Here is a 20,713-nt window from a genome sequence, read left to right as displayed (position 1 = left end):
ATAACTAAACACTAATGAATATTATCATTGCCATTGACGGCTATTCCTCAACAGGAAAGAGTACTACTGCCAAAGCCGTAGCCAAAGCGTTGGGCTACGTCTATATCGATACAGGTGCGATGTACCGCGCCGTTACTTATTTAGCCTTAGAAAAAGGCTATGTTTCTACCTCGGGCATCGAAGTAAAACCGCTGATGAAAGCCCTGCGAAAGTCGGAAATAAAGTTCGTGTACAACCCTGAGTTGGGATTTTCTGAAATTTATTTGGACGGTAAGAATATCGAAAACGAAATACGCGGTATTGAAATAGCCAATTGGGTGAGCGAAGTTGCCAAACAACCCGAAGTGCGCACTTACCTAGTAGACCTTCAACGCAAAATGGGTAAAGACAAAGGTATTGTAATGGACGGACGCGATATAGGTACAACGGTATTCCCGAATGCTGAACTTAAAATATTTATGACCGCTAGCGAACAAGTGCGCGCCCAGCGCCGTTATAAAGAGTTACAAGCCAAAGGCGATAAAGCATCGTTCGACGAAGTGCTTGCCAATATCCAGCACCGCGACCATATCGATACCACCCGTAAAGAGTCACCTCTCAAAAAAGCCAATGATGCCATAGTTATCGATAATACCAATCTTACGATAGAGGAACAAGTACAAAAAATCTTAGCATTTGTTAATTGTTAATTGTCAATTGTCAATTGTTTTGTATCTTTGCCCCCGAAATAAAGAAAAGAACTATGTGCGAAAATCAACATACGTGTGGCTGTAGCAATGCCGAAACCCGTCATAATTGGACGAAAGAAGAAATAATGGCTATTTACAATAAACCCCTAATGGAGTTGCTCTACGAAGCCGCTACCGTGCACCGTAAATATCACGACCCTAACTCGGTACAAGTCTCTACACTACTCTCTATTAAAACCGGAGGTTGCTCCGAAGACTGTGCTTACTGTCCGCAATCGGCGCGTTACGAAACCGAAGTAAAAATAGAAAACGCCGATATGATGAGTGTTACTCACGTAAAAGCCCAAGCCCTTCGTGCTAAATCAGCAGGAGCTTCACGTGTGTGTATGGGGGCAGCGTGGCGTAACGTAAAAGATGGTCCCGAATTTGAACAGGTGCTCGAAATGGTGCGCACTATCAATAAGCTGGATATGGAAGTGTGCTGTACACTCGGTATGCTTACCGAAAACCAAGCCAAACGTTTGGCGGAAGCAGGCTTGTATGCTTACAATCACAACCTCGATACGTCAGAAGAATACTACAAAGAAATCATTTCTACCCGTAGTTATGACGACCGCCTCAAAACGATTGACAACGTGCGCAAAACCAATATCACTGTGTGCAGTGGAGGAATTATTGGTATGGGTGAATCACTCGAAGACCGCGCCGGAATGCTCGTAGCGCTTTCTACGCTCAATCCACAACCCGAGTCAGTGCCTATCAATGCCTTAGTGCCCGTAGAAGGAACACCTTTGGAAGACTGTGAGCCCGTAGATATCTTCGAGATGGTGCGTATGGTAGCTACCGCGCGTATTGTGATGCCACAATCGCAAGTGCGCCTTTCCGCAGGACGTACTCAAATGAGCCAAGAAGGACAAGCTCTCTGTTTCTTTGCGGGAGCCAACTCTATCTTCGCAGGCGATAAGCTCCTCACCACTCCTAACCCCGATATCAATGAGGATATGCAAATGCTCGGTGTACTCGGTATGCGTATTCAGAAACCTTTTGAAACGCATCCACAGCCTCAAACGGTAGAAGCAGAAGATTCTCAATATCACTCCTTAGGCGAAAACCCTAAATGGACGCGCCCTAACCATAAAATAGAGCGCAACGAAGAAAAGAGGAAGATGGTTAAAATAGCACATTAGTAAATCTGCTAATTTTCTAATTATCTAATTTCCTAATTTTCTAATTCTATGTCCCCCGAAATTCTCAAAGAAATCATCACAACCCCAATGCCTTATGGCAAGTACAAGGGTACTATGATTGCTGATTTGCCTTCCTATTACCTCGAGTGGTTTAGCACTCAAGGATTTCCCAAAGGAAAATTAGGAATGTTATTGGCTACTACTTTCGAGATAAAAACTAATGGTCTACAAGAGATAATCGATAAACTAAAAGAATATGTTAGTCAAGAAAGTTAACGGAAAGCAACCTACCTTTGGGGAAGGTTGCTTTTTTGCTGAAAATGCTACCCTTACCGGTGATGTGCACTTAGGCGACCGCTGTACCGTGTGGTATAATGCGGTTATTCGTGGCGATGTAAACACTATTTGCATAGGTGATGACACCAATATCCAAGATGGTGTAGTGATTCACGCTACCTATCAAACACACCCCACAACCATTGGCAATCGCGTGTCCATAGGGCATAACGCTATTGTACACGGCTGTACTATCGAAGATGATGTGCTTATAGGTATGGGAAGTATCGTAATGGACGGGTGTGTGGTAGAAAGCCATAGCATTGTAGCTGCTGGAGCCGTAGTACCTCCTAATACCCATATAGAAAAAGGGAGTCTTTATGCTGGCGTTCCTGCTAAAAAACTCAAAAATATTACCGATGAACAGAGGACTCTCATCGAGCGAACTGCCCTAAACTATCCTAAATATGCAAGTTGGATAGAAAAATAGAGAATATGCTACGTATTGATTATCAGTATTAAGCATATGTTATTTAAAATTATTCTACTATTTATTTGGATGTATTCAAAATAATATATACCTTTGCCCCACTATTAGTAAAGGAATATAATAGTAGTAAAGTCTTTATATTTCGTTTGCGATTCCTTGTGAAGTCTGTATTCTTTTTTAGTGTTTTTAATAGTTGTTACCTTTTCTTCACAAGTGAATTAGTTAGTTTTACATATAAAAGTCCAGTGTGTAGCACACTGGACTTTTTTTGATTTTACAGTATTATTTTTGTATATTAGCATAAAAGTAGTATCTTTGCCATTATTTTTAAACTAAGAAAACCGATGAAAAAAATTATTGTAGCTGTAATGCTTATGTTTTTCTCAGCAAAAACATTTGCCCAAAGTGATTTTCCTCAACATCAAGTAAACTTGAATATCTTGAATGTTATATGGTTAGCTTCTGTGGAGTTAGGTTATGAACATTACATAGCTCCTAATCAGTCTATCGAAGGAACTATTTTCTTTAACGACCGCTTTTCTGTATTCCCTAAAAAAAGTGGAGAAAAGTACAGAGCTACTAGTATTCAAATAGGATATAACTACTATTTTGAAGAAGATGGAGGCACAGGACTCTATGTAAATCCTTTTATTAAACAACGTTTTGGAACATTCTCTGAAGATGGAGTAAAAACGCGTTTGGATAGTTTTATATTAGGTGTAGGGGCAGGTTACCAATGGAATCTCGACGATACCTTTATCATCGCTCCTTTTGCAAATATTGCACGAAACTTTGGTAAACAAGTTAATGAAAATAAGAAGTTCTGGGCTATCGAACCTAACTTTGGTATTAAGATAGGATATAAATTCTAAATCTATTATCTATTAAAAAGGCTACCTTTGGGGTAGCCTTTTCTATTTTATATCCTCATCACTTTTCTTATACAGAAACTCCATATTCTCTAAGGGCATCATTTAGTGAAGTTTTCTTATCGGTTGAGGCTTTACGCTGCCCGATGATAAGGGCACAAGGCACTTGGTAATCTCCAGCAGGGAAATGCTTGGTGTAACTACCAGGAATCACTACCGAGCGTTCAGGTACATAGCCTTTCAGTTCCTTAGGTTCATTACCCGTTACATCAATGATTTTAGTAGAGGCTGTAAGCACTACATTAGCACCAAGTACCGCTTCTTTGCCTACGCGCACTCCTTCTACCAAGATACAACGCGACCCGATGAAAGCCCCGTCTTCTACTATCACAGGAGCTGCTTGCAAGGGTTCTAACCCCCCCTACACCTACGCCACCGCTCAGGTGCACGTGTTTGCCTATCTGGGCGCAACTACCTACAGTAGCCCACGTATCTACCATTGTACCTTCATCTACATACGCCCCTATATTCACATAGCTGGGCATCAGTATAGCGCCTTTGGCAATAAAAGCACCACGACGTGCTACAGCAGGTGGTACTACGCGCACTCCTTTCTCGTCGTAGTTGTGTTTGAGCGGAATCTTATCGTGGAACTCAAAGATACCCACCTCTACGGGTTTCATATTTTGGATAGGGAAGTAAAGCACAACCGCTTTTTTCACCCATTCGTTTACTTTCCAGCCATTGGCAGTAGGCTCTGCCACTCGCAACTGACCTAAATCTAAGAGGTGAATCACCTCACGGATAGTCTGTTGTACAATTTCCTCACGAAGCAGAGAGCGATTTTCCCACGCTTCATCTATCATTTGTTTTAAGTGTTCCATTTATCTAATTATCAATTGTTAATTGCTTTTATCGCTTTTTCAAGTGTTTCAATTTTCGCCAAAGCATCAGCTTCTTTTTTGCGCTCGTTATCTACTACTTGAGCAGGTGCTGAATTTACGAACTTTTCATTAGAAAGTTTCTTGCGTACCGATGCTAAAAAGCCTTGTGTATAGGTGAGTTCCTCTTGTAGTTTTTTGAGTTCCTCTTCTACATTCACCGCCCCTTCCATTGGGATAAAGTATTCATTAGCTTTTACGCGGAAAGACATTGCGCCTTCTATAGCAGCACTCACTTCGGCAATAGCATCAAGTCCGCCCATTTTGCTAAGTACCACATCAAAACGATTGCTCACTTGCTCTTTGTTTAATACCGAAAGGCTAAGCGGTGTTTTGAAAGGTATGTTCTTATCTTTGCGCACCGTGCGGATACCTGCTATCACTTCAGCTGCAAAATCAAATTCAGCCAATAGTTTCTCGTCGTACGGGTGTACGGTGGGGTAGGTAGCCACGATAAGGGCTTGTTCAGGGGTACGAGGTGCTAAACTTTGCCATATTTCCTCGGTAAGGAATGGCATAAAGGGGTGGAGGAGTTTTAGTAAATTCTCAAAAGCGGCTACCACGCCCTCGTAAGTTGCTTTGTCCATCGGTTTGCCGTATTCGGGTTTTACCATTTCCAAAAGCCACGCACAGAAGTCGTCCCAGGTGAGTTTATAAATTGCCATTAGGGCATCGGAAATGCGATATTTCTCAAAATGGTCTTCTACTTCGGTGAGTACTGCGTTGAACTTCGCTTCAAACCATTGCAAAGCGAGCTGAGCAGCTGCAGGTTGTGCTACCGAGCTATCCACTTGCCATCCTTTTACCAATTGGAAGGCATTCCACAATTTGTTGCCAAATCCTTTTCCTTGCTGACAAAGGGCTTCGTCAAACAGCAAGTCATTACCTGCTGCTGATGAGAGCAAGAGCCCCACGCGCACGCCATCAGCACCGTAATCGGCGATGAGTTTGAGTGCATCGGGTGAGTTACCTAAAGATTTTGACATCTTGCGACGTTGCTTGTCGCGTACCAATCCGGTAAGATACACATTGCTAAACGGACGCTCGCCTTTGTACTCAAAGCCTGCTACGATCATTCGGGTTACCCAGAAGAAAAGGATATCAGGTCCTGTTACCAAATCGTTGGTTGGGTAATAATACTCGATTTCAGGATTATTAGGCTCTAAAATACCGTTGAACACGCTCATTGGCCATAACCAAGACGAGAACCAAGTATCGAGGGCATCTTCATCTTGTCGCAAATCGGCTTCAGTAAGATGTGCATTACCGCTCTTTTCTTTAGCCAAATCGAGGGCTTCTGCCTTAGTTTCGGCTACTACAAATTGGTCTTTACCCTCGCCGTAGTAGTAAGCAGGAATCTGTTGTCCCCACCACAATTGGCGTGAGATATTCCAATCGCGTACGTTCTCTACCCAATGGCGATAAGTATTTTCGAATTTCTTAGGATATAGTTTGATGCTTTCGTCTTCTAATACCGCCTTGATAGCTGGCTGGATAAGGGTGTCCATTTTTAGGAACCACTGGTCGGAAAGGCGAGGTTCTATCACAGCTTTGGTACGCTCAGATGTCCCCACTTTGTTAGTATAAGTCTCTTTTTTAGCGAGTAAGTTTTTTTCTTCTAATTCGGCTACTATCTCTTTGCGCACTACAAAGCGGTCTTTGCCTGCATAGTGCAAACCGTAGTGATTAAGGGTTGCATCATCATTGAAAATGTCAATTACTTCTAACTGATGTTTGTCGCCCAAAACCTTGTCGTTAGGGTCGTGTGCAGGGGTTACTTTCAGGCAACCTGTACCAAATTCCATATCTACATACTCATCTTCGATAATTGGAATCACGCGGTTGCAGATAGGCACAATCGCTTTTTTGCCTTTGAGGTGTTGCCAACGCTCATCGTTAGGGTTGATGCAGATAGCCGTATCACCAAAAATGGTTTCGGGGCGTGTTGTAGCAATCACGAGGTACTCATTCGTACCCTCAATTTGATATTTCAAATGATATAAAAATCCTTGTCGTTCTTCATAAATCACTTCCTCGTCAGAAAGAGTGGTTTTAGCCTCTGGATCCCAGTTCACCATACGGTGACCGCGGTATATTTGTCCTTTGTTGTACAAATCCACAAACACTTTGATAACCGAAGCCGAAAGCTCCTCGTCCATAGTGAATTTAGTGCGCTCCCAGTCGCAAGAGCAACCCAATTTTTTGAGTTGTTCGAGAATCACCCCACCGTATTGGTGTGTCCATTCCCACGCGTGTACGAGGAACTCCTCGCGAGTGAGGTCGGATTTCTTAATGCCTTGTTCTTTGAGTTTTGCCACCACTTTGGCTTCTGTTGCAATAGAAGCGTGGTCAGTACCTGGTACCCAGCAAGCGTTGAAGCCTTTGAGGCGTGCACGACGAATAAGTACATCTTGAATGGTGTTGTTGAGCATATGCCCCATATGGAGCACCCCTGTAACGTTAGGAGGCGGAATCACAATAGTATAGGGCGTACGCTCATCGGGGGTTGAGTGAAAATAGTTGTGGGCAAGCCAATAGGCATACCATTTTTCTTCTAAATCAGTAGGGTTGTATTTTTTGGGTTCTGTCATATGTGCTAATTTGCTAATCTACTAATCTGCTAATTTGCCAATTTCTATTCTGACTGCAAAAGTAGTAAAAAAATACCAATTACCAATTTTTAAACTACTTTTGCTCTGTATTACTTTCTTTTTACTACTGTCTTACTTTGGGTTATTTAACTCTTTTTAACAATTTACTTTTAGCTTTTAATCATTAATAATCAACTCTTTATATACCCTTTCTATACCAATCGTCTAACATTCGTATAAGCTTCCTATAAGCTTTCTATAAGCTAAGTATACTCTTTTACTACCTTCGACTATCTCCGATATTCTCCGAATCCATACGAATTTTTACTAGATACTCAGAAAACTGCAATCTTCGCATTTCTGGTATTATTGGCATTATTGGCATTTTGGGTATTAAAAAATTATCCCTATTTTTGCACCTTAATCAGCAGTTCCACGAGTCGGCAAAATGAAAAAACTCTTACTTCTTACTTTTTACCTCCTGCTCACCTCTTGCGGTATTTTCTACAAGAAAATCACTCCGCCTGAGGTAACCTATCCGTACCAGAAACCTCAAATTACTGCACTAAATGATACGTTGCGGTATTTTCAGGATAACTATATTGCAAAAAATCAACAAGGCTTGTGGGAACTCTACCTTTCAGGGAATCCCTATCAGTTAGGGCTCAATTCGGGCGCACTTACTGAGCCTTTGTACCACCGTCAGGACAGTCTGCTCTTTGTCAAACTCAATCAGTTTGTGCCTTCACAGCGCAAACAGCGTTTTTTGCGCAAGTTCGTCAAGTGGTTCAATCGAGATATCAATAATTGTGTCATACCCCCTTTCCGGCAAGAACTCTGGGGACAAGCGCAGTACTCCGATACGATTTTCAACTACATAGCCCCTGTTTATCAGCGTACCCTTTACCTGCATTCGGCTCACGATTTAGGGCACGCTTTGCAAGATTTGATGCTCGTAGGCTGTTCTTCGTTAGCGGTTTGGGGCGATAAAACCGAAGATGGTCAACTCCTCATAGGCGCAATTTCGATTTTTATCTCTCCGATGACTTTGCTACTGAAAAGGTAGTGCGATTTGTACGCCCTGAGGAAGGCATTCCTTTTATGAGTTACGCTTGGGGCGGAATGATAGGTGTGCTCTCGGGATCCGAGGTCTTACGGTTACTATCAATGCGGGAAAGTCGTCTATTCCGCTGAAAGCTCGCACACCCATTTCCCTTCTCTGCCGTGAAATCTTGCAGTACGCCAAAAATATCGATGAGGCGATTGCCATTGCTAAAAAGCGAAAGGTATTCGTGTCCGAAGCTATAATGGTGGGGAGTGCTACCGACGGCAAAGCAGTAATCATCGAGGTTTCGCCCAAAAAGTTTGGGGTGTACGAAGCTCCTAATGCAGTGCTTTGCGCCAATCATTTCCAAAGTGAAGTCTATAAGAAAGATAAGAAGAATCTCAAACAGATACGCACTTCGCATTCAGCGTATAGATATGCCAAAATGCAGGAGTTCCTAACAGAAGAACCTAAGCTGAACCCCTCTAAAATAGCTACACTCCTCCGCAGTACCGAAGGCTTACACGCCGATTCCATAGGCTATGGCAATGAGAAAGCGCTCAACCAGCTATTGGCACATCACGCAGTAATTTTTAAACCTCAAGAACGCTTAGTATGGGTATCGACAGCTCCTTATCAGTTGGGCACTTTTGTAGCCTATGATTTAAAGCAGATATTTGCTACCAAAGCTTATCCGTCGCACAGCCCTTATCCTCAAACTTCCTTAAATATTCCGCCCGACCCTTTTATGTACACCCAAGCGTTTAAGGATTACGAAGCGTATAGGGTATTAGAGCTACAGATAGAAACACATTTGCGCGAACATACCCCTATTGTAATAGACGAAGTAAAGCCCATAACAAGTCTCAACCCGCATTATTGGAAAGCCTATTATTTATTAGGTCGAGCTTATCAAACACAAGGTAACAAAGAAACCGCACACCAGCTCTTCCAAAAAGCCCTCCAATGCGAAATACCGTATAGTGAAGAACGAGAAAAGATTCAAAAGTTAGTCAATAAAAATTAGTAACTTGTATTAAACTTGCTTTTGCAGAAATCAAAAAGAATTGTCTTACTAATTAGCATCAGTTTGATATATATAACACTGATTTACGGTTGTATTTACGTTATAATCAGTGAAATCTAAGCAACTTGTTGCTAAAATTCGTGCACTTTTGTTCTATAATATTGAAATCAATCGGGGTCTAAATCTGTGCAATCCGTGTAATCTGTGCGGGAGCAACTTATTTGTTTGATTTTTTTTTAAGATTTGTAAGATTTCTGTAGCGTAAGCTACACTTTTCTTACATCGAACTCACATCAATTAACCATTAACCATTAACCATTAACCATTAACCACTAACCACTAACCACTAACCACTAACCATTAACCACTAACCACTAACCATTAACCATTAACCACTAACCATTAACTATTAATCATTCGCTTTCTCCATTGCTTCATCAAACAAAGGTTTATAGAATTCAGGCAGTTCTTTTTGGAATTTATTTTGGTAAACCCTTTGTAGTACGTCATAAGGTTGCAGGTCGTTTAAAGTAATTTCCTTTTGCAAAGTTTCCTTTGTAGTGTTTTGTTGCTGTTGGTAGCGCACATCTATACGCGCCAAGCGTACGTGTTTATGAGCGATAGCTTTCAGTATGCTGTTTTTGAGTTCAGGAGCAGGTTCGTTTAGTAATACTTTTACTTCTAAATAAGGGGCAGGAGTATGAGTAGTTCCCTTAGGTAAAGAAGCCAAAGCATTCAGCACTTCTTTAACCGGTAGTGGTCGTTCAGGCACGCTTAACATAGGAGTATGCAACGGAATGGGCACAGTTTTAATATCCTGTACACGTCCTTCTTCTAATGAAAAAGCCACTACTTGATGCTGATAATGCTTTTCTGAAAATGATAAGGGTATAGGGCTTCCCGAGTAGCGTATATGAGCTTTACCACCTAAGGCTTGAGCTTTGTGAATATGTCCCAAAGCAATGTATTGTAACACGTTAGGAAAGTTCGTAGGTTTGAAGCCTTCCATTCCCCCAATAATAGGACGCTCAGCCGTGTCCTCATCGCTGAGTTCTGCTCCCAAAGCGTGCAGATGCCCCATAGCAATCAGCGGTTTTCCTTTGGCAATAGCTAAAGCCTTTTCCGTAATTTCGCGGTAGAAAGCCTCCACCCCTTGAGTATAATCGGGGTTAGTAGTTTCATTTTTAGGAGTATCCCCTAAGCGGAGAAAAGGCACAGCAAGGCAGTAAGCCATTACTCCCCCTCTTTCGTAAAGCGGAATAATAAGACGTTTGTAATCTATCTCTCTCTGTTCATTTCTTTTCACATATCCCACCAAATGCACTTGTGTATCTTCCAAGAGTGGTTGGGGCATTTCAAGGCGTACAGGCGAATCGTGATTACCCGCAATAGCTATAATTTGCAGTTGGGGGAAACGCTCAGTTGCTTGATGAAGAAAATGATAAAACTGCTTTACTGATACCACTGCAGGGTTAGCAGTATCAAACACATCACCACTGATAAGTAAAACATCAGTATGTTGTTCTTCAATAATTTGCAAAAGATTATTCAAGAAATATTGATGTTCGTTATAGCGGTCGTATTGGTAAAACGTTTGTCCTAAGTGCCAATCGGCAGTATGTAGCAAGTTCATTTTTCAGTTATTTATTTTCTCAAATGGCAAAAATAATGTATATTTGCCATATTTTTATATACTAATGGAAAATAATTATAAAATGGTAGCCAAAACTTTCTTTGGCTTTGAAGATATTTTAGCTGATGAATTGCGCAATTTAGGGGCTATGCACGTAACCAAAGGTGTTCGCAGTGTACAGTTCGAAGGCGATAAAGGCTTTATGTATAAGGCAAACCTCTGCTTGCGTACCGCTTTAAAAATACTGAAACCTATTGCTTCTTTTTATGTGCGTAACGAGAAAGAATATTACCAAAAACTCTATGACTTCAATTGGCAAACCTACCTAAGAGTAGACCAGACCTTCGCTGTTACAGCCACCTTACAAACCGAACTTTTTAATCACTCTCAATACGTGGCTTTAAAAGCCAAAGATGCCATTGCTGATGCTTTTCGCAATGCCACAGGTCGTCGTCCCAATGTAGATGTATTACACCCCGATTTGGAGATACATATTCATATTCAGCGCAACGAAGTAATTGTGTCACTCGATAGTTCGGGCAATTCACTGCATCAGCGCGGGTATCGTACAGCTACCAATATAGCTCCTATCAACGAGGTGCTTGCTGCTGGTATCCTACTACTTAGCGGTTGGCAAGGGCAGTGTGATTTCTTAGACCCTATGTGTGGTAGTGGTACTTTTTTGATAGAAGCAGCTATGATAGCTTGTAATATTCCAGCCAATGTACACCGAAAAGAGTTCGCTTTTGAACGTTGGAACGATTTTGATGAAGACCTCTTTAATCTTATCTTTGGCAGTTGTATTAAAAAAATACGAGAGTTTCACCACCAAATTATAGGATATGATAAAGCACCGTCAGCAGTAGCCAAAGCCAAAGATAACTTAAAAAACGCCGACCTATCTGATTACATTCAAGTATTCCAAAAAGACTTTTTTGCTACTGAAAAAGAAGATAAACAGCAACCATTACATATGGTGTTCAACCCACCTTACAATGAGCGTCTACAAACCGATGTAGAACAGCTTTACTCATCGATAGGCAACACTCTTAAACATCATTACCCCAATACCGATGCGTGGTTTATCACTTCTAATTTAGAAGGTATAAAATATGTAGGATTACGTCCTTCACGAAAAATAAAACTCTTTAATGGTAAATTAGAAAGCCGATTGTTACAATATAAGATGTACGAAGGAAGTAAGAAAGCTAAAAAACAAGCCGAAGAGTAAAGTTCTATTTTACAAACGGCATTACCATTAGATAGAAGTTGAGGTATTGCCCTAATAATATAAGGATAGCTGTTCCAAAAAGGAGCAGCTTTTTTTGTTTGGCTTTGGAGGAAAGCAAGATGAGAAAAGGTAGCGCAAAACTGAGAATGAGCATTGCTACAATAGCCTCTCCATAGCCTTTGCTGAGAAGAGTTTGGTAATAAACAGTTTCTTCAGGAATATTGGCGTACCATATCAGCATATATTGTGAGAACCACAAATACGCCCAAAAAATAGAGAATCCAAAGAGGTATTTCCCTAAATCAGAATAGTGTTCTGGCTTGCTAAATAAGGTAATGAGGGCAATGCCAGAGAGTAGAAAACTGCTGAGCAATTGCCACGCAAAGAGGGTGCTGTGCCATTCGGGAGTAAGACTCAAAAACCAATCCCACGCCATTGGAGTTTCGGTAAGAAAGAAAAGGACTAAGAATAGTACGTGAGGCGTTAAAGTCTTAAACTTTTTTAAAGTATAACGATACCCCACCCATACTGCCATATAGCCCACAGTACGCAACAGAAAAAAAGTTTCGCGATGCACTATATACAGCACTCCCAACAAAACTAATAACACTAGCCACAAAGGTGTTGTGATACGCTTCATTATAGGGTATAAATCGGTTACCCATTCCGCGTGCGTGACTTTGTTGATAGCATAGAATACCAATACCCCTACCAACGTAAGCGCTACAAACAATACAATTGAATATGTTAAAAACAATATGCTCATACTTCTTATCTCTTATCTCTTAGCTGTTCAACGTACATTGCTACTTGCCAGCGTTCTTTCTCACTCAGCTGATTAGCAAAAGCGGGCATTGTATTGCGTCCGTAGTAGAGCACGTGATAAATACTGCCTTCGGTGAGTTCTCTGCTCTTGTAGTTGGGAACGCCTAAAATCTTCTCCCGTTGTACTAAAACTCCTTTGCCGTCGCCTTTCTCACCGTGACAGAGCACGCAATAGATGCCGTAAAGTGCTTTGCCATTGTTTAGGTTTTGAGTTTGTTGTAGGGTGTCAGTTGCTAAAGGGTTGTGCAATTGTGCTTTGGCTTGCTCATAACCTTCAATAGTATTAGGGTAACGGTAGGGCAACTCACCTCTTTTTACAGTGTGCTCAGGAGGGGAGAGCGGAGCAACTTCATAAGTTTTATAAGCAGGACTCTCGTACATATCGGGCATAAACTCAATATTGCGTTCTTGCTTGTTCCTACAACCAACTACCAATAATATTAGCAATAAATACTTTATATAATTATTAAAATGTTTCATTTCTTACCTCTTACTTCTTATCTCTTACCTGAATTACGAATTTATCATCACTACTTTTCTTTATAGGATTTTCAGCTTTTTTGAAAGGATATAACCTACTTCTGATAAAGAAACTAATCACCAATAGATGCGCTGCAAAATATACAACCAACTCGAATATTACCGGTACAAAAGCGGGGAGGTTTTGCCAGAAAGTGGCATTAGGCTTTCCACCAATATCCATTGGCCAGTCTTTTATCATTGTGAAATAGGTGAGCCAACAACCGAAAAAGAAGCCTATGAGTCCGTATAGAAAAGTGGCTTTGCCTAAGCGAGTACGTTTCAGCTCTAAGGCTTCGACTAAACCGTGTACATAAAAAGGCGTATATACTTCTTGAATTTCCTTCCCTTCTGATTTTAATTCTTTTATTTTATCTAAAAGTTCTTCCGGAGAGGTAAGAGTTAAGAGATAAGAGTTAAGAGACACTTGCTCCCTAACATCTGTCCCCTGACATCTGTCCCCTAATCCTTGCCCGTGCGGCTCGCACCCCCTGACACCTTTCACCTCAGCTTGTGCAATCATTGGGAAGCTCCTTGCATATAATAAGAACAACAAAAAGAAAAATCCTAAAGTGCCTACAAATATCCCTATATCCACCCACGTAGGACTGAACATCGTCCACGATGAAGGCAGATAACCGCGATGCAGTGAGGTAACGATAATTACAAAACGCTCGAACCACATCCCTACACAAACCACCAAAGCAACACATACTGAAAAGACAATACTACGGCGTAACTTTTTGAACCAAAGCAGTTGAGGGAGGACTACATTGCAAATAATCATCGTCCAGAATGCCCACGCATAATCACCTGTAGCACGATTTAAAAAGATATATTTTTCAAATTCTGAATGAGAACGCATTGCCATAAAAAACTCGGTGAGGTAAGCTACCGCTACAATACTACCTGCAACTAATATTACAGTGTTCATCAACTCGATGTGTTTGAGGGTGATATAGGCTTCTAACTTACATACTTTGCGCAAGATAATCAGTAGCAAACTCACCATTGCAAAACCCGAAAAGATAGCTCCTGCTACAAAGTAGGGCGGGAAGATAGTAGTGTGCCAACCAGAGACCACCGAAGTAGCAAAATCAAAAGAGACAATAGTATGCACCGAAATGACTAACGGAGTGGCAATACCTGCCAAGAGCAACATTGTTTCTTCCATACGTTGCCAATCTTTGGCGCGACCACTCCACCCAAAACTCAGCAAGCTGTAAATCTTCTTCTGAAAAGGCTTGAAAGCACGGTCGCGCAACATCGCAAAATCGGGGAGTAAACCCACCCACCAAAACACTAAGGATACCGAAAAGTAGGTAGCAATAGCAAAAACATCCCATAGCAAAGGCGAGTTGAAATTGTCCCACAGCGAGCCGTATTGGTTAGGAATAGGTAAGTTGAAATGCAATAACCACGGTCTGCCCAAATGCAGTATCGGGAAGATACTCGCTTGTAATACAGCGAAAATAGTCATTGCTTCAGCTGAGCGATTGATTGCCACCCGCCACTGTTGGCGAAAGAGCAACAATACCGCCGAGATGAGCGTTCCCGCGTGCCCGATACCTATCCACCACACAAAGTTGGTGATGTCCCACGCCCAGCCTACGCTTTTGTTGAGCCCCCACGCGCCTAAGCCGTCGCGCAAGGTTACCCATATTGCCCATACCCCCCAGAGGGTCGCAAGAAGGGTAATGCCAAAGGCAATCCACCATGCACGCGAAGCACGACCTTCGATGGGGCGCGCTATATCTTCACTGATGGTATGATAGGATTTATTTACCATTTACTTTTGATTTTTCACTATTTACTACTTTCACTTGATACACCACATTAGGGTCGGTGTAGAGCTCTGCTAAAAGCTGATACACACGATCGCTAGCACTTAGCTGGGCTATTTTGCTTCCTTCTTCGTTAGCATCGCCAAATACCATAGCTCCTGTATTACAAGCAGCGGCACAAGCTACTACATTGTTGAACTCTCCTGGGGCAACCGCACGACCTTCTCTTTTGGCTTTCAGTATTACCGCTTGGGTGTTCTGGATACAGAGGGAGCATTTTTCCATTACTCCTCGCGAACGTACCGTTACATCGGGGTTGAGCACCATACGCCCTATTTCGTTGTTCATATTGTAGTTGAACTGCTTGTTTTCACTATACTGAAACCAGTTGAATCGGCGTACTTTGTAAGGGCAGTTGTTGGCGCAATAACGCGTACCTACACAGCGGTTGTAAGCCATTTGGTTTTGTCCTTGCTGTCCGTGAGCAGTAGCTATTACAGGGCAAACAGTCTCACAAGGGGCATTATTACAATGCTGACACATCACGGGCTGAAAACCAACACACCTTTGTTCGTTTTCTCTTGATTCATAACGATCAATGCGCAACCAGTGCATATCGCGCGAGCGACGCACTTCTTCTTTGCCTACTACTGGCACATTGTTCTCGGCGTGGCAAGCGATCACACAAGCCGCACAACCCGTGCAAGCATTCAGGTCGATAGAGAGTTTAAAGTGATGTGGGGTAGTAGGGTCTTTCTTTATTTTAGGAGGTTGAGGATTCCACACTTCGGCAGAGGAGTTTAAGAAAGTATCTAAACTGATTTCTTTCAGGATATTTTTGCGCCCTACCAATTCATTTTGCAGTTGCAAGCAGGCAAATTCGTGTGTGCCGTCTGCTTTTTCTATCTGTACGCCTTGGTTTTTACAATGGTCTTTATAAAGAGGGAAGGCATTCACGCCTATTTGCATTTCGGTTTGTATACCTGACTTGCGCCCATAACCTAAGGCAAGCCCCACACTGCCTTGCGCTTGTGCAGGAGTGATGAGTACGGGAGCGATGATACTTTTGCCGTTAACACTCACTTTCGCCTGATGCCCGTCCAAAGCACCATCAGCTGTATGCCAATTTTCAATACTCAGACGCTGGGCATCGCTGGGGTGCATCGTGAGGAAGTTATCCCACGTAGTGCGGTGGATAGGGTCGGGGAGCTCTTGTAGCCAAGGATTGTTAGCCTGCTGCCCATCGCCCAAAGCGGTGCTAGTGTAGAGAGAAAGTTCAAAAGGCGATTCCGTTTGGCTTATAAGTAATTGAGAGATAGATATATCAGTAAAAGATTCTTTGGTGCGGAATAAACTTAGTCGTTCCTCTTCTTGTTGTTCAAAATCAAATCTTTTTTCCTTATCTACAAAAGTGCCGTCGTGTAGGGCTTGTTCCCAAGGAAATCCTTTTAAGATATGGCCTTCCCAATGAGCTTTGATAAAATCGTAATAGCTCTCCTTGTGTCCTATCCATTGCAAAAAACAGTCTTGCCATTGGCGGGTGTTGAAAAGCGGACGTATACAAGGCTGCATCAGTCCGTAGTGCCCGTATTTAAATTCTACATCGCCCCACGACTCTAAATAATGAGGTTGAGGCGTCCAAAGGGTCGTTTGCACGGCAGTTTCATCAACACGTATCGCAAAGGATACCGAAAAAGGTACTTTTTTCAAGCCTGTGGCAAATGCTTCGGCGTTAGGCAAACTGTATAAAGGGTTGAGATTGTTGATAAAGAGAACGCCTACCTTACCTTCGTTCATATCGGTGAGCAATGGTTTGAATTTCCACACTATATCTCCTTTGCGCGTGAGTACGGGTGTTTCAGGTATAAAAGCCTTGCTTTTCAGTCTTTTATTCAGCGCAAAGGTGAGTTCTTGGGCATTGTCCTTATCAATACCTGTTACGATTACGGCATCACTACCCGCTTTTTTTACTTCATCGGCTATTGCTTTGAGTTTTTCATTGATTTCAGCAGGAAGATCTTCAGAATGAGAAGTTTGATATTCTGTTAAAAAAATATAGAATTGTGCTAAAGCTATTTTTAGTTGTTGAGGGGTGAGGGCGATACGCTCATCGGCATTAGCGCCTGTAAGGCTGAGGTTAGCTTCCAACTGAATATGGCGCGACATTCCGTTTGCTTTGCTGGGGATACGTCCTTGCGCATAGCCTGCTTCATAGCCCCCGCCATTCCAATCGCCCAAGAAATCGGCATCAAAGGAAACGATAAGCTTTGCCTTGCTGAAATCGTAATCGGGCATCGCGCGCAGTCCACAACGTTTTTCAAAAGCAGTGAGAGTAGCATCTTCTGATACTGTATCGTATTCAACGAGTTTAAAGGTAGGGTATTTTTCTTTTAGGAGTTCTATTAAGGCATAACTCGACGGACTTGCGAGTGTTTGACTGAGCATCACAATTTGCTTCCCTTCAGCTTTTGCTTTCTCCAAGGCTGAAAGAGTATCGGTCTCAATTTTCTGCCAAAAACCTTCCCCTGCAATGGTGGGAGGTTTCCTGTTTTCATCGTATAAACTCAACACCGATGCCAATATCCTTGCATTCACTGCCCCTCCTGCTTTGGCTTCGGGGTTGCGCAATACAGCAATGGGTCGCCCTTCGCGAGTTTTCACCAGTACGCTGGCAAAGTCAAAACCATCGGCGATGCAAGTAGCGTAGTAATTGGCTTCACCTGCTACAATGCTTTCGGGCTGTATCACATACGGAATCGTTTTGTGTACCGCCCCTTCGCAACCTGCTAAGGCAGCCACCGCTGTAGAAAAACCTAAGAGTTTTAGGAAATCCCGCCGTGATGTTGATATATTATGTATATTCTCATTCGTCATTTGTAACTCGTAATTATTAATAGTGGCATTTGGCACATTCTAAACCTCCCATTTCGGCAACCGTCAGTTTGGCTACATTTAGCTTTTTAGCCAAAGCTTTATGCACTTCTTCATAGTGCTGATAATAAGGGTTGTTAGCATTTACAGGCATTTGACGGTGGCACTCTATACACCACCCCATTGTAAGCGGAGCGTACTGGTGTACCACCTCCATTTGTTGTACTTCGCCATGACATTTCTGACATTCCAACCCACCCACTGCTACGTGCTGACTGTGATTGAAATAAGTAAAGTCGGGGAGTTTGTGAATGCGTATCCACTGCACCCCTTTAGGAGTGCCCGTATAGCGAAATTTCTGCTCGTCCCAGCCCACTGCTTCGTATAATTTCTTGATTTCTTTGGTGTAAAATTCCTTAGTGTAACCATTGGCGAGATCCTCCTCACCTTCATATTCCGAAATGGTATTATGGCAACCCATACATACATTGAGTGAGGGCACACCTGCTACTGCCGAAGTCCGCGCCCCTGAGTGGCAATATTTACAATCGATTTGGTTATCACCTGCGTGAATTTTATGAGAGAAGTGAATAGGTTGTATAGGTTCATAACCCTCATCTACCCCTATCTGCATCAGAAAGGCGTAAAGAGCGTAGGTAATGCCCAAAAAGGCAATAATAAGGGTTGATATAATGATAATTTTTTTCAATTGATAATTCATAATTGACAATTGACAAATAATGCCGTTGCGTTACAAACTTTGCCAAAGTTTTAAACTTTGGCAAAGTTGAATATGTATCCTCTTTACTTGTTCTTTGGCACTTTCTAAATCGATGTTCTCAATCACCGCATTTGAAAGGGCAATGCGCTGGGCATCACTCCATTGTTGTGCCATACGCGCTCGCACTTGGGCTTCGGTGCAATGGTCACGCGCCATTACGCGAGCAATACGCACTTCCTCAGGTGCTGTAACCGTGATGATATAATCACAATCCTTGTAGCTTCCACTTTCAAAGAGGATAGCTGCTTCTTTCAGTACATAGGGTGAAGTTTGCTTCTTTGCCCACTGTTTAAAATATTTTGCAAGGGCAGGATGTACAATACCGTTGAGTATCGCCAATTTCTCAGAATTGTTGAACACAATCTGGGCGATATAAGCACGGTTATATTCCCCATTTTGGTAAGCCTCCTCACCAAAAGCAGCGATAATGCGTTTCTTTACCTGCGCATTGTTAGCGATGAGGACTTTAGCTTGTTCATCTGAATTGAATACTGCAATCCCTAAGACAGCAAATTCTTTGGCTATCGTGCTCTTGCCACTGCCAATACCTCCTGTAAGTCCTACTACCATCATTCTTTGCGTATTAGAAAATCAACGGAGGTTTCTTTCATAAAAGCTACCTTTATGCGTCGTTTATGAGTATTGAGTTGTAGTGGTATATGGTTGTCGGTTGCCTCGCACAAATCAGCAGTTACTTCTATATCGTTAGGAGTAAGCGTCTTTAAGATACTCAATTCACCTGTACAAAGTACACTCACTTCGTCGGGGAAGACTTTTACTTGACTCTCTTTTGGCACGCCCATCACCTTTACAGGCACGCGCAATTCCTGCTCGCTCACCTTATCGACAAAAGCTTGCATCACAATTTTATGAGCGTTATAATGTACCCAAGGAGTGCTTTTGAGCGTATAAGTTTCACCGAAATTGTCTTTTAGCGGACGTTTGTGTCGGTATTGGAAAGTTACTTGTGTGAGCGTATCTATCACTTTTTGGCTACCTGAAGCTACTACCGAATCGGGTAAGAGGCGCAGTTCCGTAAGTTGGTATTCTTTAGGGAATTCCACGTTTAGGTGTACTACTACGGGTATTTTTTTGGTGTGTTTGGGTACTAAGTATAGTTGTAGAGTATCGGAGACTACCGAGCGTATTCTGAAATTCGATAGGTAAGTATTGCTGAGCTTGTCCTTACTGCTTTTAGAGAGTGTATAGAAGTGTTCGCCCACTTCTTGTAAATCGGAGAAATCTACGGTGAGGGTAGCATTTTGTCGGTAGGATTTCAGAAGAGAAAAACCATTGCCTTCTACTGTTATTCTCACGTAGTTAGGAGCAGAGGGTAAAAATACCTTGTCGGCTGGCAGATTGATAACCGTTACTGGTACCGATAATTCTCTGATGAGATTTTTAGAGAGTTTCTTCAGCGACCAAATGAATACCGAGAGCAACAGGCATATCACAAAAGTGAGGTTGCGACGATTAGTGAAAAAGAGGCGAAATGGCTTCATAATTAGGTGAAAGGTAAAATTCGGCACAAAGGTATAAACTTTTATTGAGAGCGCAAAATAATACTTATTAATACTTTAATGCGCCCATTCCACCATCAAGTGCAATTTTTCAGATTACTTTCTGATAGAATAAATCTTTAGGTTTTTCAAAATCTAATACTTTTCTTGGTCTATTATTAATTTTATATTGATATTTTTTAATTTCTTTATCTGTAATATCTTTAAAATCAGTGTTTTTTGGTATGTATTGCCGTACAAGACCATTGGTGTGTTCACTAAGACCTCGCTCCCAAGAACTATAAGGATGAGCAAAGAAAAATTGTAGGTTCAATTTCTTTTCAACTCGCTTAAAGTCTGAAAATTCATTACCATTGTCAGCAGTAATTGTCTTTATATAGTTTTTGTAAGGCAAGGTCATATCTATAAGTTCATCTGCTAATGATTTAGCTTTC

The 20,713-nt window shown here is 42.0% G+C and carries 16 protein-coding genes and 2 pseudogenes; 7 read left to right on the top strand and 11 right to left on the bottom strand.

The window, feature by feature from the left end; all coding sequences use genetic code 11:
* Window positions 1-14: 14 nt before the first annotated feature.
* The 5 genes from cmk (at window position 15) to HMPREF1320_RS00200 (ending at window position 3,514) form a co-directional block, all read left to right on the top strand.
* Complete coding sequence (gene cmk, locus HMPREF1320_RS00220; protein WP_002675478.1) at window positions 15-689, top strand: (d)CMP kinase; 675 nt, start codon at window positions 15-17, stop codon at window positions 687-689.
* Between the two features lie 53 nt (window positions 690-742).
* Entirely contained in the window at window positions 743-1,876 is a 1,134-nt protein-coding gene (gene bioB / locus HMPREF1320_RS00215; RefSeq protein WP_009417015.1) for a biotin synthase BioB, read from the top strand.
* 48 nt (window positions 1,877-1,924) lie between these two features.
* A complete protein-coding gene (locus HMPREF1320_RS00210) occupies window positions 1,925-2,152 on the top strand; it encodes a DUF3820 family protein (RefSeq protein WP_009414122.1) in 228 nt (75 codons plus the stop codon).
* Entirely contained in the window at window positions 2,133-2,642 is a 510-nt protein-coding gene (locus HMPREF1320_RS00205) for a gamma carbonic anhydrase family protein (RefSeq protein ID WP_009417016.1), read from the top strand. The genes HMPREF1320_RS00210 and HMPREF1320_RS00205 overlap by 20 nt, the downstream gene beginning before the upstream one ends.
* A 344-nt stretch (window positions 2,643-2,986) precedes the next feature.
* Entirely contained in the window at window positions 2,987-3,514 is a 528-nt protein-coding gene (locus HMPREF1320_RS00200) for a DUF3575 domain-containing protein (RefSeq protein WP_009411308.1), read from the top strand.
* A gap of 67 nt (window positions 3,515-3,581) precedes the next feature.
* Here the strand turns inward: HMPREF1320_RS00200 and HMPREF1320_RS00195 are convergent.
* Both HMPREF1320_RS00195 and HMPREF1320_RS00190 read right to left on the bottom strand, forming a co-directional pair.
* A pseudogene (locus tag HMPREF1320_RS00195) lies at window positions 3,582-4,395 on the bottom strand (2,3,4,5-tetrahydropyridine-2,6-dicarboxylate N-succinyltransferase).
* A gap of 11 nt (window positions 4,396-4,406) precedes the next feature.
* Window positions 4,407-7,043, bottom strand: coding sequence for a valine--tRNA ligase (locus HMPREF1320_RS00190; protein WP_009417017.1), 2,637 nt, complete (start codon window positions 7,041-7,043; stop codon window positions 4,407-4,409).
* A 448-nt stretch (window positions 7,044-7,491) separates the two neighbouring features.
* Here HMPREF1320_RS00190 and HMPREF1320_RS00185 point away from each other — a divergent pair.
* A pseudogene (locus tag HMPREF1320_RS00185) lies at window positions 7,492-9,115 on the top strand (C45 family autoproteolytic acyltransferase/hydolase).
* A 409-nt stretch (window positions 9,116-9,524) separates the two neighbouring features.
* Here HMPREF1320_RS00185 and HMPREF1320_RS00180 read toward each other — a convergent pair.
* On the bottom strand, window positions 9,525-10,748 hold the full coding sequence (locus tag HMPREF1320_RS00180; RefSeq protein ID WP_009417008.1) for an exonuclease SbcCD subunit D: 1,224 nt from the start codon (window positions 10,746-10,748) through the stop codon (window positions 9,525-9,527).
* 64 nt (window positions 10,749-10,812) lie between these two features.
* On the opposite strand from HMPREF1320_RS00180, the gene HMPREF1320_RS00175 reads away from it, so the two are divergent.
* Complete coding sequence (locus HMPREF1320_RS00175) at window positions 10,813-11,979, top strand: class I SAM-dependent RNA methyltransferase (protein WP_009417013.1); 1,167 nt, start codon at window positions 10,813-10,815, stop codon at window positions 11,977-11,979.
* Window positions 11,980-11,983: 4 nt separating this feature from the next.
* On the opposite strand, the gene HMPREF1320_RS00170 is transcribed toward HMPREF1320_RS00175, so the two are convergent.
* The 8 genes from HMPREF1320_RS00170 to HMPREF1320_RS00135 all read right to left on the bottom strand — a co-directional run.
* Window positions 11,984-12,745 carry a hypothetical protein gene (locus HMPREF1320_RS00170; RefSeq protein WP_034553671.1) on the bottom strand — a complete coding sequence of 254 codons (762 nt, stop codon included), beginning with the start codon at window positions 12,743-12,745 and terminating at the stop codon, window positions 11,984-11,986.
* 5 nt (window positions 12,746-12,750) lie between these two features.
* Complete coding sequence (locus HMPREF1320_RS00165; RefSeq protein ID WP_009417002.1) at window positions 12,751-13,284, bottom strand: c-type cytochrome; 534 nt, start codon at window positions 13,282-13,284, stop codon at window positions 12,751-12,753.
* 10 nt (window positions 13,285-13,294) lie between these two features.
* On the bottom strand, window positions 13,295-15,112 hold the full coding sequence (locus HMPREF1320_RS00160) for a quinol:electron acceptor oxidoreductase subunit ActD (RefSeq protein WP_009416997.1): 1,818 nt from the start codon (window positions 15,110-15,112) through the stop codon (window positions 13,295-13,297).
* Window positions 15,102-17,981: a 4Fe-4S dicluster domain-containing protein gene (locus HMPREF1320_RS00155; RefSeq protein ID WP_034553686.1), complete on the bottom strand. Its 2,880-nt coding sequence runs from the start codon at window positions 17,979-17,981 to the stop codon at window positions 15,102-15,104. Before HMPREF1320_RS00155 ends, HMPREF1320_RS00160 begins: the two co-directional genes overlap by 11 nt.
* A 16-nt stretch (window positions 17,982-17,997) precedes the next feature.
* A complete protein-coding gene (locus HMPREF1320_RS00150; RefSeq protein ID WP_009417001.1) occupies window positions 17,998-18,699 on the bottom strand; it encodes a cytochrome c3 family protein in 702 nt (233 codons plus the stop codon).
* A 30-nt stretch (window positions 18,700-18,729) separates the two neighbouring features.
* Window positions 18,730-19,332 (bottom strand): dephospho-CoA kinase, encoded by a 603-nt coding sequence (coaE, locus tag HMPREF1320_RS00145; protein WP_034553669.1) that lies wholly within the window; start codon window positions 19,330-19,332, stop codon window positions 18,730-18,732.
* Complete coding sequence (locus HMPREF1320_RS00140) at window positions 19,329-20,261, bottom strand: hypothetical protein (protein ID WP_009416999.1); 933 nt, start codon at window positions 20,259-20,261, stop codon at window positions 19,329-19,331. The genes coaE and HMPREF1320_RS00140 overlap by 4 nt, the downstream gene beginning before the upstream one ends.
* A 109-nt stretch (window positions 20,262-20,370) precedes the next feature.
* Window positions 20,371-20,713 (bottom strand): IS30 family transposase (locus tag HMPREF1320_RS00135; protein WP_009417300.1); only part of this gene is annotated, 343 nt, incomplete at its 5' end.

This window comes from Capnocytophaga sp. oral taxon 335 str. F0486, assembly GCF_000277665.1.
Classification (GTDB): Bacteria; Bacteroidota; Bacteroidia; order Flavobacteriales; family Flavobacteriaceae; genus Capnocytophaga; species Capnocytophaga ochracea.
The sequence above is the reverse complement of the archived record's forward strand: the minus strand, read 5'-3'. Positions and strand labels throughout refer to the sequence as shown.

Coding starts and splice junctions, on each gene's coding strand:
- HMPREF1320_RS00165 (WP_009417002.1), bottom strand. CDS start 13,284: ATGAAACATTTTAATAATTATATAAAGTATTTATTGCTAATATTATTG.
- HMPREF1320_RS00150 (WP_009417001.1), bottom strand. CDS start 18,699: ATGAATTATCAATTGAAAAAAATTATCATTATATCAACCCTTATTATT.
- HMPREF1320_RS00140 (WP_009416999.1), bottom strand. CDS start 20,261: ATGAAGCCATTTCGCCTCTTTTTCACTAATCGTCGCAACCTCACTTTT.
- HMPREF1320_RS00160 (WP_009416997.1), bottom strand. CDS start 15,112: ATGGTAAATAAATCCTATCATACCATCAGTGAAGATATAGCGCGCCCC.
- HMPREF1320_RS00200 (WP_009411308.1), top strand. CDS start 2,987: ATGAAAAAAATTATTGTAGCTGTAATGCTTATGTTTTTCTCAGCAAAA.
- HMPREF1320_RS00175 (WP_009417013.1), top strand. CDS start 10,813: ATGGAAAATAATTATAAAATGGTAGCCAAAACTTTCTTTGGCTTTGAA.
- HMPREF1320_RS00170 (WP_034553671.1), bottom strand. CDS start 12,745: ATGAGCATATTGTTTTTAACATATTCAATTGTATTGTTTGTAGCGCTT.
- bioB (WP_009417015.1), top strand. CDS start 743: ATGTGCGAAAATCAACATACGTGTGGCTGTAGCAATGCCGAAACCCGT.
- HMPREF1320_RS00190 (WP_009417017.1), bottom strand. CDS start 7,043: ATGACAGAACCCAAAAAATACAACCCTACTGATTTAGAAGAAAAATGG.
- HMPREF1320_RS00205 (WP_009417016.1), top strand. CDS start 2,133: ATGTTAGTCAAGAAAGTTAACGGAAAGCAACCTACCTTTGGGGAAGGT.
- HMPREF1320_RS00155 (WP_034553686.1), bottom strand. CDS start 17,981: ATGACGAATGAGAATATACATAATATATCAACATCACGGCGGGATTTC.
- HMPREF1320_RS00210 (WP_009414122.1), top strand. CDS start 1,925: ATGTCCCCCGAAATTCTCAAAGAAATCATCACAACCCCAATGCCTTAT.
- coaE (WP_034553669.1), bottom strand. CDS start 19,332: ATGATGGTAGTAGGACTTACAGGAGGTATTGGCAGTGGCAAGAGCACG.
- HMPREF1320_RS00180 (WP_009417008.1), bottom strand. CDS start 10,748: ATGAACTTGCTACATACTGCCGATTGGCACTTAGGACAAACGTTTTAC.
- cmk (WP_002675478.1), top strand. CDS start 15: ATGAATATTATCATTGCCATTGACGGCTATTCCTCAACAGGAAAGAGT.